At 54.0% G+C, this 13,410-nt stretch carries 6 protein-coding genes; all 6 read right to left on the reverse strand.

Annotated features, from left to right (window positions below; genetic code table 11):
- Positions 1-47: 47 nt before the first annotated feature.
- Positions 48-1,568 carry a DNA recombination protein RmuC gene (gene rmuC / locus ABD035_RS11940; protein ID WP_343870424.1) on the reverse strand — a complete coding sequence of 507 codons (1,521 nt, stop codon included), beginning with the start codon at positions 1,566-1,568 and terminating at the stop codon, positions 48-50.
- 125 nt (positions 1,569-1,693) lie between these two features.
- Positions 1,694-2,455, reverse strand: coding sequence for a uridine phosphorylase (gene udp / locus ABD035_RS11945; protein WP_212715225.1), 762 nt, complete (start codon positions 2,453-2,455; stop codon positions 1,694-1,696).
- A 144-nt stretch (positions 2,456-2,599) separates the two neighbouring features.
- On the reverse strand, positions 2,600-3,094 hold the full coding sequence (bamE, locus tag ABD035_RS11950) for an outer membrane protein assembly factor BamE domain-containing protein (RefSeq protein WP_343870426.1): 495 nt from the start codon (positions 3,092-3,094) through the stop codon (positions 2,600-2,602).
- A 24-nt stretch (positions 3,095-3,118) separates the two neighbouring features.
- The gene (locus tag ABD035_RS11955; protein ID WP_343870428.1) at positions 3,119-4,318 is read right to left on the reverse strand and encodes a beta-barrel domain-containing protein; all 1,200 of its coding nucleotides are present in this window, start codon (positions 4,316-4,318) and stop codon (positions 3,119-3,121) included.
- Complete coding sequence (locus ABD035_RS11960) at positions 4,315-6,489, reverse strand: type I secretion system permease/ATPase (RefSeq protein ID WP_343870430.1); 2,175 nt, start codon at positions 6,487-6,489, stop codon at positions 4,315-4,317. The genes ABD035_RS11955 and ABD035_RS11960 overlap by 4 nt, the downstream gene beginning before the upstream one ends.
- 123 nt (positions 6,490-6,612) lie before the next feature.
- The coding region (locus ABD035_RS11965) for a beta strand repeat-containing protein (RefSeq protein ID WP_343870432.1) at positions 6,613-13,410 on the reverse strand (6,798 nt) is incomplete at its 5' end.

The raw sequence follows: 13,410 nt of genomic DNA on the forward strand, positions 1-13,410 counted from the left end.
GTCTGAAGTGTATCAGAGTCCCGAAGGCCGGGCACCTTACGGCGCCACTATTCAGAAACTCCCCGGGGATTTTCTTCATTGTCCCACGTATTCTCCGGGCCGACCAGTGAGGTTTCATTATCACCGTCGGTTTCCTGCGTCCCGGCCTCGAAAGAGAGCGCTTTTTCGGTGACTTTAGGATTGATCGGCCGGCGTATTTCCACGCCCAGATGACGGAATGCTTCCGTCCGCGCGACCAGATTACCCCGCCCTTCCGAGAGCTTCTTCATCGATTGCTGATAACTGTCACGGGCCTTATCAAGATGCGCTCCCAGGCTTTGCATATCATCGACAAATAATCGCATTTTGTCGTACAGCCGCCCCGCTTTTTCCGCAATATGCTGGGCATTCTGGCTCTGGTGTTCATAACGCCAGAGATTACTGATGGTACGCAGTGCCACCAGCAACGTGGTCGGACTGACCAGCATAATATTTTGCTGCAGGGCTTCGCTGATCAGTTCAGGTTGCCGGTCAATCGCCAGCAGAAAGGCCGGTTCGACGGGAATAAACATCAGTACATAATCCAGCGAACGCACACCAGGCAACTGCTGATAGTCCTTACGGCTGAGTAACCGGATATGCTGTCGTACCGCGGTCAGATGCTCCTGCAAGGCCAGCTCACGCACCGTCTCATCGTCGGCATTAAAGTAACGCTCATAGGCTACCAGCGTCATTTTGGCATCGATCACGACATCTTTTTTCTGCGGAAGATGCACAATCACATCCGGCTGATAACGTCCGTCACTGCGCTGAATGCTGACCTGGGTTTCGTATTCATGACCTTCCCGCAGACCGGAGGCTTCCAGTACACGGCCGAGGACCACTTCCCCCCAGTTACCCTGAATTTTGTTATCCCCTTTCAGGGCTCGAGTCAGGTTAACGGCTTCCTTCGCCATTTCGCTATTGAGTTTTTGTAACTGACGGATTTCATGTGTAAGCGTATGCCGCTCACGGGCTTCATGACTGAAACTTTCGTTGATTTGACGGCGAAACCCATCCAGCTGTTCACGCAACGGGGTGAGTAATCCCTGCAGACTCTGACGGTTTTGTTCATCAAACCGGCGGCCGCTGTTTTCGAAAATCCGCCCCGCCAGGTTTTCAAACTGCGCGGCCAGCCGCTGCTCACTGTTGAGCAGTAACCGCTGCTTTTCCTCTGCCGCCAGCCGGGTATCTTCTAACCGGGTCGTCGCTTCACGAAGCTCGGCTTCCTGAACGCGGTTGATTTCTGACTGATGGCGAACTTCAAGGGCCAGTTGCTCACTTTGCTCCCGCCAGTAAGCCAGCTGGTTCAGTTGCTCCTGCCGGGCACTCAGTGTGCTATAGACCTGTCGTAACTCCTGGTCTTTTGCCTGCAGACGTTGTTGTTCTGTAGCCAGGTCCTGATACAGCTGCGCCATCGTTTCCTGACGCACACGTAATTCGGCATCATTGGCGGCCAGCTGGTGACCTGTTCGTAATCCCGCGACTAACCAGCCCAGGCCTAAGCCTCCGGCCAGTAAGGCGATTGAAATGATAAGCTGCGTATCCACCCGCGTCCCCGTTATTCAGACTCACAGAGAAAAGGTAGAGTGGCACTGTATAGATGTCCAGATATTTCTGTTCTGCGACCAGAGACATCTGCCGGAGAATCCCGGCAGATGCTGTAAAGGAGAGGTCAGAGTAAGGCTTTGGCGGCCCTGACGACAATGCTCACGGCCTGGCTCTCTGTCTGTTTCATGGTGGCGCTATCCGGGATCTCTTTTTGTGTCCGGTTAACGATAACCCCGGCAACCATGCCGGCACGTAATCCCTGACTGGCACACATGGTGAGCAGAGTGGCCGATTCCATCTCATAGTTCAGCACGCCCATCGACTGCCACTCCTCCATAGAACCACGGAAAGCCTTCACGACTCTGCCGGAATAGGTGTCGTACCGTTCCTGGCCCGGGTAGAAGGTATCGGAAGATGCAGTCACTCCGATATGGGTGGTGGCGCCGGACTCATGGGCCGCATTGACCAGTGCTGTCGTACAGGTGAAGTCCGCCACGGCCGGATATTCCAGCGGTGCAAAGTGGAGACTGGCACCATCCAGTCGTACTGAAGCCGTGGTCACCAGGACATCACCGACGTTAATGCCAGGCTGGATGGCCCCGGTGGTTCCGACGCGCAGAAAGGTGCGGACCCCCAGCTGAGCAAGCTCTTCTACGGCAATAGAGGTGGAAGGCCCGCCAATCCCCGTGGAGCAGACCACCACCGGTTTGCCCCCGATAAAGGCCAGCCAGCTGGTGAATTCACGGTGGGACGCCAGCTGACGGGGCTCGTCCATCAGTTCAGCAATTTTTCTGACGCGTTCAGGATCGCCGGGCACAATCGCTAATGTGGAGCCCTGAAGATCGGCTTTCGTCAGCCCCAGATGGAAAACATCGGATTGCGACATATTAACCTCAATAAGCTACAGTGAATTATGCTGAAGATTGTACGCCAGAGGCGGTAAATTTGCGTGACAGAAATCAACCCGTCCGAAAAAACAGGCCTTTTCTGTCGCGGCCGGAGCGAATTAAGCTCCGGCTGGCGATGGCATTTAACGGGCGCCTGCGAATAGCGTATTTTTGGATGGCGGTGCAGTTTCTTTTGTTGAGGCAACGTTTTTCGCCAGATCCAGACATTGCTGACGACGCCATACCCCGGTTTTCACACGCTGAGTGATACTGTCAAAAATCACTTTGTACTGGCAGATAATATGATTTTCTGACTGCGGTAACTGCAGGTTAATATCATATTCCCACTGTGTCCCGCTATCGTCCTGATAAAGGGGTTTACCTAATAAAGCGGTGACTTGCTCACGGGTCATCTCCGGCCGGAGAGCACCGACCGCTGATAATTGCTGCTGAGTTCCCTGACGAACAAATTTTTCATCCAGCCGGGTGGGGCGTTTACTGACATCATGATAACTGTAGTGATCCGGGTTAGAGCGGTTATCAACAGGGTTATCATGCCAGAGGTTCGCACATCCGCTTAAAAGTAGTCCGAATGAGAAGCACAGGGCTCCTGCGGGTAATCGCATAACGTTTTTCATTATTATCTTCCTGGTATCGTCAGATTAGCGCTCATGCAGAGCTTCATTCACTTTATTCAGCGGTTTTGTCAGGTAGTCCCAAATGGTTCTGCTTCCCGTTTTAATATCCGTTGAAGTCACCATACCGGGAACAATCGGGAAATGTTTCCCTTTTGCATTCACTAAAGCATCGGAATCCGTCAGAACAAATACCCGATAATAGATATTTTCAGGTTTCACTTCGTCACGAATGGTATCCGGAGAGATGGTCACTACTTTCCCCTTTAACCCGCCATAAATCGAATAGTCATAGGCAGTGACTTTGACTTTTGCTTCCAGTCCCGGGCGAATAAAGGCAATATCTCTGGGAGAAATTCTGGCCTCCACCAGAAGCTGATCATCAAGAGGCACCATACTCATCAACGTGCCATTGGGTGGGATAACGCCGCCGATAGTCGTGACATCCAGAGATTTAATGATCCCGCGCACAGGTGCACGCAATGTCAGTTTATTCACGCTGGCCTGACGCCCGGCAACCACCGGTTGAAGCGCTCTGACCTCGGCATCCGCTTTCGCGAGTTCTTCCTGCGTTTTCACCTGATAACCGGTCTGAGCATCCGATATTCTGAGCTGCAAATCAGCACGGTCGCGTTCTTCTTTCAGTAAATCTACCTGACTGGCGGCGCCGCTGTTCAGTAAAGAACGGGTAATATTGATTTGTTTAGTCAGATAACTCAGCGAGTTATTCAGTGACGACAGAGTATCCGCCAGATTCTTACGTCTGGCATTAAACAGCGCTGTTTCGGACTGTATCAATTGCGGGTATTCATTTAACTCTGTAGGAAAAACCGGATGATCGGCCCCGGTCGCTTCGGCCCGTAAACGCGCACCGGCAGCTAATGCAGCCCTGTAGCGGGCGGCTGACTCTTCAAGGGAAGATTCACCTTGTGTAGGATCTAATTGCGCAAGAATGCTGCCCTTATCAACAATTTCTCCTTCATGAACATAGAGATCCGTTAATACGCCGCCATCGCGGGATTGAATTTTCTGATCCCTGAGCGTAGGGATCACCTGCCCGGGACCATTAGAGACTTCATCGACCTTACAAAACCAGGCCCAGATAAAAAAAAGCAACAGGAACAACGTAATAGTGATAATCATACGGACTGATGAGGTCGCCGATACTTCAGAAAAAGCGTCATCCGATGTTTCTTCTGCTACGGAGCGAAAACGGAATAATTTCATTTTTTCTCCCCTGCTGCAGACGTGGGCGTACCGCTTAACCGGCTAAGAACCTGATCCCGGGGTCCATCCAGCACTATTTTTCCGTTATCAATCACGAGAATTCTGTCTACTATCTGCAATACCGCCGGACGATGAGTTGCAATAATCAATGTACTGCTACCGGACATCGCTTTTAACTGCTGCATCACTTTCTTTTCTGCGATCTCATCCAGTGAGGCTGTCGGTTCATCCAGTAACAATGTTGAGGGGTTACGGAGCAATAAACGGGCCAATAACAGTGATTGCTTCTGGCCTCCCGATAATCCCCCTCCCCCTTCTGCCACGACGTGATCCCAGCCATCCTGTAAATGGGAAATAAACTCCCACGCACCGGCGGCTTTTAATGCCGCAATCAGTTCAGCATCGGTGCCCTGAGGGTAGCCCAGTAAAAGGTTTTCACGGATCGTTCCATAAAATAATCGGGCATTTTGTGTCAGAAAACTCACATCACGACGAACATCCGCCGGGTCGAGATGTGACAAAGTCACCCCATCCAGGATCACTTTTCCTGAGAAAGGTTCGATTAACCCCGCCAGGACCTGCAGTAATGTTGATTTCCCTGCACCATTTCGCCCTAAAAGAGCAATTCGTTCGCCCTGCCGGATATCCAGCTTAGCGACATTTAATACCGGACTCCCCGGAAGATAACCGAAGATCGCTTCACGAATTTCATAGTTACCACTCAGAGAAGGACGGCTGACCCTGGTCGAGTTCTCCGGGTTATCTATCGGCATCTTCATCAGTTTATCCAATGCCGCACTGCCCATTTTTGCCTGTTGCCAGCGATTCAGTAACTGGGCAATGCCCGATAATGGCGCTAACATTCTGCTGGATAATATCGAACCGGCAACCAGTACACCGGTCGTCATCTGACCGGAGATGACATGGGGAGCACCTAAAAACACCACAACGGCAAACGTGCTGCCCTGTACGGTCTGGATCCAGTTGTTTAATTTGCTGAGTAAATCCCTAAGCTTCAGCCCTGCATCGGCATTGACCGCATTATAATAATTCCATTTATTCAGAAAGCGCGGCTCAGCCTGAAGAATTTTTATATCCTCCATTCCTTGTACCGTCTCTACCAGCATCGCATTGCGTAATGAAGATTCTCTCATGCCGGCACGTACCAGTTCCCGAAGCTTGGGTTGTAATAAGATGCCAGGCAGCAGCAGCGCAACAAAGGCTAATAAAGGAACCACCACCAGCCACCCGGCAATTGACCAGAACACCAGAGAGAAGAGAATAAAGAACGGAAGATCGGCGACCGCAGCAATGGTGGTCGACGTCATCATGTCTCTGACGGATTCAAGCTCTTTTAATTGGGAGATAAATGCACCGGTCGACTGGGGACGGGCACTGCTTCGGATACGGAGGGCATGGTCAAAAACCCTGTCTGAGATCCTGAGGTCTGCTTTCTTCCCTAATAAATCGGTGATCCTGGTCCTTGCGCTGCGCATAACCCACGCAAACACTATCGATAACAATACACCGCCAAATAAGACATACAGCGTAGGCTCTGACTGCGCCGGGATCACCCGGTCGTAGACCTGCATTGAGAAGAGTACCCCTCCCAACGCCATCAGGTTGGTAATAATCGATGCCAGGAAAATGTAACCGTAGGATTTTTTATCCGAAAATACAATATCTCTGATCCAGTGTTTCTTAACCGGCTCCAGATAACTGTCTATCCGTGCATCGGCGGGGATATCCATAGGCCGCAGGATGGCAAGACGCCTGACTGAAGCCTGTAAGGCACCTATTTCAGTAACGGTTTCAGTCCCCTGATCACCACTGAATATCAGTGTCATCTGGTCCGATTTGACCCCTGTAATGACAGCGACCTGCCCATCGGTCAATTCAAGTACTACAGGTAAACGCCAGCTATTAATGACGGTCAGATCTGGCTCAATAAACCGCATTTTTAAGCCACTATGCTGAGCCAGTTTCCTGAGTTCTTTTTCATCACAGAGGCCCGTTATCCAGCGAGCTTTCACTCTCAGGTTTTCAGGGGAAACACTCAACTGAAAATGGATTGAAACATACTCCAGCGCATCGACCCATCCATCGATCAGTTGCGACTGAGATTTCTGGGAAGGCTCGTCCGTATATTCCGGATCTGATTTACTATTCATACTGTTACTCATCTTGAGAGTATTCACTAACCTGCATCAAACGACATGTTCAACTGTCTCTGAACGACTCACCAGAGTCGTCAATATCCCCTCCGGCATAACACCGGAGGGGGCGGCTGAAAATTAAACCGTATTATTATTCGAGGATAATTCATCCTCTTTGGCCAGCAATGCAGACGATGTTTCACTGGTCGTATGCAGGCTGTCGGTTGCCGACGACGATGAACCTGTCGTGGAAGATGCTGACGTCCCGGTCGATGACGTGGTTGTCGAACCGGTACTTAACAGAGACTGCAAGGCCGGTAACGTCTCTGTCGTAGACGATGTATCTGACGCCGACGCCAGATCACTGACATTTTCCAGAGAATAGGTACTCAGCAAAGCATCTGTCGTGGTCGTCTGCGTGTCCGCACTGTAACCCGGCAGATCGCCCGACGACGCAGCGCCCGTCACATTGATGTCAACGGTTTCGGTATTACTGTCTAACTGCCCATCATTCACCGTCACCGTTAACTGCCGGGTCCCTGAATCTCCCGTCGTACCGAAGCGCAGACCCTCCAGTAAACTATTCCAGTCACTGCTGCTTAATGATCCACTGGTTCCTGCCTTGAGGGTTAATGTCAGAGTACCATCGCCATCCGACGTCAGTGAATAAGACGCTTTGCCTGCTGTGTGAGTCGTCGCGTCCATTCCATTAATCCACAGCTGGTCACCACTTTTTCCGGACAACGTTATCGTGGCAGACTGAATAGTGTCATCTCCGTCACTGTCGCTGACACTGATATTAGGCAATACCGCCAGTTGTGAACTAGTGCTATCCGTACCTGAAGACGTGGAAGGATCATAAGTCAGGGTATGGCTATCACTGTCAGAAGTCGTTTCGGTCACCTGAGAAACACTGACTCCGGAAATCTGAAAGTCATCCGCAGGGCTGCCGGGGGCATCCCAGTTCAGGACCAGATGATCACTGACTCCTGTCTGCATCCCTTTCACCAGAATATGGGAAAGATCACTGTCGGTGACCGTTTGATCTTTCTGATACAAACGCCAGGTTTCAAACGGGATCGCCGTCGAGCCATCCAGCCAGGTTTTCCCGCCATCCAGTGAGACTTCTATCCCCTCAGAGAGCGTGATATAGGCATATTTCTCCGCATCGGCATACTCTGTTCCGGGCGTTGTTCCCGTGGTCGACTTACCTGGTGTGGTAATCGAAAATAAGGTCTGCGTTCCATAGGAGAATGAAAGCACGGCAGAGCTACCATCGTCCGTCCCTGACCAGCCATTATTCCAGCCAACCGTCAGATCCAGAACATCATTCGTGTTGAATGTCGTCGTAGCATTCATCGTGCCGGTATATGACCCCCCATCCGCGCTCAGATTCACCAGGTGATTAGTACTGTCATAGCTCGGCCACACACCTTTCCAGCCGGCGCTGGTCCAGTTGTTTTGCCAGGATGATGAGTTAAAACCACTGATATCAGTCCCGGGGGTGTAAGTCACTTCTGTGGACTGCGTAATTTCAATGACCGGCGCATGATCAAAGATCACTGAGGCTTCTGCCGTCGACTGACCATCAGATATGGTATAAGTCGCTGCAGGTATCGCTCCAACGTAGCCACTGACCGGCGTAAAGGTATACGCACCGTCGCTGCTAATGGTCAGGGTACCCACACCGCTGAGTGTTGCGGTCTCCCCCGCTTTCAATGTCTGGCCGTCCACAGAGAACTGCGTCACACTCAGCGTATCACCGTCTTTATCCGTATCATTGCTCAGCACATTACCACTGACCGGTGAATCCTTATCCACCGTGACATAATCGTTAACAGCCACCGGTGGCGTATTAATAGCCGTAAAGCTTAATACCGCCGAGGCGATTGCCTGGCCGTCGGTAATGGTATAGGTGGCTGACGGCACCGGTCCGGTATAGCCGGTGACCGGCGTAAAGGTATATGCCCCATCGCTGCTAATCGTCAGGGTACCCACACCGCTGAGGGTGGCGGTCTCGCCTGCTGTCAGTGTCTGCCCGTCCACGGTGAATCCGGTCACCGTCAGAGTATCACCGTCTTTATCGGTGTCATTACTCAGCACATTACCACTGACCGCCGTGTTTTCTTTCGCGGTTGCCGTGTCATTATTGGCTACCGGCGGTGTATTGATGGCACTGAAACTCAGTGTCGCGGAGGCTGTCGCCTGCCCGTCGGTGATCGTATAGCTGGCAGAAGGCACAGCACCGGTATAGCCGGTGACAGGTGTGAAGGTATAAGTCCCGTCACTGCCGATGGTCAGGGTGCCGACACCGCTTAGGGTCGCAGTCTGTCCCGCGGCCAGCGTCTGTCCGTCCACCGTGAACTGCGTCACCGTCAGGGTGTCACCGTCTGTATCCGTGTCATTGCTCAGCACATTGCCGCTCACCGCGGTATTTTCTTTCGCCACCGCACTGTCATCATTGGCCACCGGCGGCGTATTGGTATGCGTTTGAGTAATATCCTGAATAGTCAGCGTAGCCGTTGCCTCTGCCTGGCCATCGGTAACGGTGTAAGTTGCTGACGGCACAGCTCCGGTATAACCGGTGGCCGGGGTAAAGGTATAGGCACCATCACTGCCGATAGTCAGGGTACCTACGCCGTCCAGTGTCGCCGTTTCGCCGGCTTTCAGAGTCTGACCATCGATAGTGAACTGTGTCACCGTCAGCGTATCACCATCTTTATCAGAATCATTACTCAGCACATTACCCGTCGCAGGCGTATTTTCCTGCACGCTGATGGTGTCATCCTGAGGCGACGGCGGCGTATTGACGATATTACTGAAACTCAGTGTCGCGGACGCTGTCGCCTGCCCGTCGGTTATTGTATAAGTGGCTGACGGTACCGGCCCGGTGTAACCGGTCACTGGCGTAAAGCTATAAGCACCATCACTGCCAATGGTCAGGGTGCCCACGCCACTGATCGTGGCGGTCTGTCCCGCGGTCGCCGTCTGCCCGTCCACCGTGAAATTCGTGACAGTCAGCGTATCGTGATCTTTATCGCTGTCGTTGGTCAGTACATTCCCTGTCGTTGTACTATTTTTCTCCGGGGTCGCGGTATCATTTTCCGCAACCGGCGGCGAGTTGATCGAACTGAAGCTCAGCGTCGCCGAGGACGTCGCCTGCCCGTCGGTGATGGTATAGGTCGCAGATGGCACCGCCCCTGTATAACCGGTCAGCGGGGTGAAGGTGTACGTCCCGTCACTGCTGATGGTCAGAGTGCCGACACCGCTGATCGTGACGGTCTGTCCTGCGGTCACCGTCTGGCCGTCTACGGTGAACTGCGTCACCGTCAGGCTGTCACCATCCTTATCCGTGTCGTTGCTCAATACATTGCCGCTGACCGCGGTGTTTTCTTTCGCCACCGCACTGTCATTATTGGCCACCGGCGGGGTGTTGATCGTGCTAAAGCTTAGTATTGCCGAGGACGTCGCCTGCCCGTCGGTGATGGTATAAGTCGCGGACGGCACCGGGCCGGTATAACCGCTCACCGGCGTAAAGGTGTACGCCCCGTCACTGCCGATGGTCAGGGTACCCACACCACTGATCGTGGCGGTTTGTCCCGCGGTCACCGTCTGCCCTGCAACAGTAAACTGTGTCACTGTCAGGCTGTCACCGTCTTTATCCGTGTCATTGCTGAGTACATTGCCACTGACCGGGGTATTTTCAACTGTGGTCGCGTGGTCATTTACCGCTGTCGGCGCTGTATTCTTAATATCACTGAAATAAACGGTTGCCTGTGACGTTAGCTGGCCATCTGATACCGTGTAGGTCGCTGCCGGTACCGGACCCACATAGCCTTTCACTGGCGTGAATATATATTGCCCGCCGGCGCTGAAAGTCAGCGTACCTACACCGCTGATGGTCGCAGTCTCACCAGCCTTAAACGTCTGATTGTTAACTGTAAAGTCAGTGATCATTAACGCATCACCATCTTTATCACTATCGTTACCCAGCGCATTCCCGCTCAGAGTGGTATTTTTTTGTACTGTCGCATGATCATCAACGGCGTCAGGCGCATTATCAATGATGTCCGTGAAGCTTAACGTGGCCGAGGCGGTGCCTTGTCCATTGGTGATCGTATAGGTCGCGGTCGGTACCGGCCCTGCATACCCGATTTCCGGGCTAAACGTATAAGACCCGTTAGCATTGATCGTGAGCACGCCCACACCACTGATGGTCGCGCTCTCGCCGGCGGTCAGGGTCTGATTGTTCACAGTGAACTGTGTTACTGTCAGGCTGTCACCGTTTTTATCCGTGTCATTCGTCAGCACATTGCCGGTCACTACACTATTTTTTTCAGGATGAGCAACATCATCAGCAGCCACTGGCGGAGTCCTGGTGGCACTGAAGCTCAGGGTTGCAGATGCCGTTGCCTGACCATCGGTGATGGTATAAGTCGCCGTCGGGACGGCTCCTGTATAGCCCGCCACCGGCGTAAACGTATAGGCACCATCACTACCGATTTTCAGGCTACCCACGCCGCTGATGGTCGCGGTTTCACCGGCTTTCACCGTCTGACCGTCCACGGTGAACTGCGTTACCGTCAGGGTGTCACCGTCTTTATCGGTGTCATTGCTCAGCACATTGCCGCTCACTGGCGTGTCGCCATCGGTCACTGCATGGTCCGCTATCGCCACCGGTGGCGTATTAATCGCGCTGAAGCTCAGTATCGCTGAGGATGTCGCCTGCCCGTCGGTAATGGTATAAGTCGCGGACGGCACCGGGCCGGTGTAACCGGTTACCGGGGTGAAGGTATATGTCCCGTTACTGCTAATGGTCAGGGTGCCGACACCGCTGAGCGTCGCGGTTTCACCGGCTTTCAGCGTATGACCGTCCACCGAGAACCCGGTCACCGTCAGAGTGTCACCGTCCTTATCCGTGTCATTATCCAGTACATTTCCGCTGACTGCCGTATCCGCTTTCGTGACCGCATGATCATCTTCAGCTACCGGCGACGTATTTGAACCTGTCGCAATATCGGTAAAGTGCAGAACCGCAGTTGCCGTCGCCTGGCCATCGGTGATGGTATAGGTCGCTGCCGGTACCGCCCCGGTATAGCCGCTCACCGGGGTAAAGGTGTAATCACCCTTACTGCCGATGGTCAGGGTGCCGACACCGCTGAGGGTGGCGGTCTGTCCTGCGCTCACTACCTGCCCGTCAACCGTGAACTGCGTCACCGTCAGGGTGTCACCGTCCTTATCCGTGTCGTTACTCAGCACATTACCGCTCACCGCGGTGTTTTTTTCAGGGTATGCGATATCATCGGTTGCCACCGGCGGCGTATTGATCGCGCTGAAGCTCAGGGTGGCCGAGGACGTCGCCTGCCCGTCGGTAATGGTATAGCTGGCGGACGGTACCGCGCCGGTATAACCGCTCACCGGGGTAAAGGTGTAATCACCCTTACTGCCGATGGTCAGGGTGCCGACACCGCTGATCGTGGCGGTCTGTCCCGCAGCCACCGTCTGCCCGTTGACCGTAAACTGCGTCACCGTCAGGGTGTCGCCGTCTTTATCGGTGTCGTTGCTCAGCACATTACCGCTGACCGCGGTGTTTTCTTTTGCCACCGCACTGTCATCATTGGCCACCGGCGGGGTATTGATCGGACTGAAGCTCAGGGTGGCCGAGGACGTCGCCTGCCCGTCGGTGACGATATAGGTCGCGGACGGTACCGCCCCGGTATAACCGGTCACCGGGGTAAAGGTGTAATCACCCTTACTGCCGATGGTCAGGGTGCCGACACCGCTGATCGTGGCGGTCTGCCCCGCAGCCACCGTCTGCCCGTTGACCGTGAACTGCGTCACCGTCAGGGTATCGCCGTCTTTATCGGTGTCGTTGGTCAGCACATTACCGCTGACCGCGGTGTTTTCTTTTGCCACCGCACTGTCATCATTGGCCAACGGCGGGGTATTGATCGGACTGAAGCTCAGGGTGGCCGAGGACGTCGCCTGCCCGTCGGTAATGGTATAGCTGGCGGACGGTACCGCCCCGGTATAACCGCTCACCGGGGTAAAGGTGTAATCACCCTTACTGCCGATGGTCAGGGTGCCGACACCGCTGAGGGTGGCGGTCTGCCCCGCAGCCACCGTCTGCCCGTTGACCGTGAACTGCGTCACCGTCAGGGTATCGCCGTCTTTATCGGTGTCGTTGCTCAGCACATTACCGCTGACCGCGGTGTTTTCTTTTGCCACCGCACTGTCATCATTGGCCACCGGCGGGGTATTGATCGGACTGAAGCTCAGGGTGGCCGAGGACGTCGCCTGCCCGTCGGTGACGATATAGGTCGCGGACGGTACCGCCCCGGTATAACCGCTCACCGGGGTAAAGGTGTAATCACCCTTACTGCCGATGGTCAGGGTGCCGACACCGCTGATCGTGGCGGTCTGTCCCGCAGCCACCGTCTGACCGTTGACCGTAAACTGCGTCACCGTCAGGGTGTCGCCGTCTTTATCGGTGTCGTTGCTCAGCACATTACCGCTGACCGCGGTGTTTTCTTTTGCCACCGCACTGTCATCATTGGCCACCGGCGGCGTATTGATCGGGCTGAAGCTCAGGGTGGCCGAGGACGTCGCCTGCCCGTCGGTGACGATATAGGTCGCGGACGGTACCGCCCCGGTATAACCGGTCACCGGGGTAAAGGTGTAATCACCCTTACTGCCGATGGTCAGGGTACCGACGCCGCTGAGGGTGGCAGTCTGCCCCGCAGCCACCGTCTGACCGTCGACCGTAAACTGCGTCACCGTCAGGCTGTCGCCGTCTTTATCGGTGTCGTTGGTCAGCACATTGCCGCTGACCGGGGTATTTTCCTGCGCGGTTGCCGTATCATCGGCAGCCACCGGCGGGGTATTGATCGGACTGAAGCTCAGGGTGGCCGAGGACGTCGCCTGCCCGTCGGTGAC

This window comes from Tatumella terrea, from assembly GCF_039523755.1.
GTDB classification, from domain to species: Bacteria; Pseudomonadota; Gammaproteobacteria; order Enterobacterales; family Enterobacteriaceae; genus Tatumella; species Tatumella terrea.